This window comes from uncultured Kocuria sp. (assembly GCF_947500125.1).
Lineage (GTDB): Bacteria > Actinomycetota > Actinomycetes > Actinomycetales > Micrococcaceae > Kocuria.
Genome location: NZ_CANMRA010000084.1, coordinates 1 through 952 on the forward strand (window position 1 = coordinate 1; position 952 = coordinate 952).

The following is a 952-nucleotide window of genomic DNA, read 5'->3' on the forward strand; positions in this document are numbered from 1 at the left end:
ACCGGCGAGCAGCCCTCACCGCGGTCGCAGCCCTGAGCGCGGCCGGGACCGGTGTGCGCGCGGCGTGCGCGCTGGTCGGGATTTCCAAGGACCGCTTCTACCGTTCCCGCCGACCCGCCCCCGGACCGCGTCCGGAAGGGGTGCACCAGCGCGAGAGGGCCTACCGCCACCGGCTCGCCCCGGAGGAGGTCACCGCGTTCTTGGACGAGCTCACCGGCCCGGCCTACGGGCACCTATCGGTCACCGAGGCCTGGCAGCGGATGGTCGACGCCGGCCGGTACCACTGCTCGGTGGCCACCGCGCACCGGCTCGTGCGCCGGGCCGGGCTGAGCGGGGACTGGCGTGCGCAGCGGGCACCGGTGCCCGGCGGGACACGTCCGAAACCGGTGCTGAGCGCCACCGCCCCGAACCAGGTCTGGTGCTGGGACGTCACCGAGCTCACCGGCGTGGGCCGGGCCCGCTACAAGCTGTTCACGATCATGGACCTGTTCTCTCGTGCTGCCGTGGGCCACCACGTGGCTCAGACGGAGAACGCCGTGACGGCCGCGGCGTTCTTGACCGAGGCCATCACCGCCTCGACCACCGTGCCGGAGGTCGTCCACGCCGACAACGGCTCGTCGATGCGCGCGGGGAGCACCCACGAGCTCTACGCCCGCTTCGGGATCCGTCCCTCGCACTCCCGCCCGCGGGTCAGCGACGACAACCCTCACATCGAGGCGTTGTTCAAGACCGTGAAGTACACCCCGACCATCCCGGTGCGCTTCACCGACCTGGGCGCCGCCCGCACCTGGTGCCAGGAGTTCTTCACCGACTACAACGACCACCACCGCCACAGCGGGCTCAACGGCTACACCCCGGCCAGCGTGCACCACGGAACCTGGCCGGCCATCCACGCCGCGCGTACCACCGCCCGCGCCGCCTACGACCGGGCCCACCCCGCCCGCGTCCGGCC

Annotated in this window: 1 protein-coding gene; it reads left to right on the forward strand. The window is 72.8% G+C overall.

What is annotated here, in order from left to right; all coding sequences use genetic code 11:
• Window positions 1–952, forward strand: a 952-nt coding sequence (locus tag Q0817_RS19950; RefSeq protein WP_298592231.1) for an IS3 family transposase, incomplete at both ends; no start/stop codon positions are given.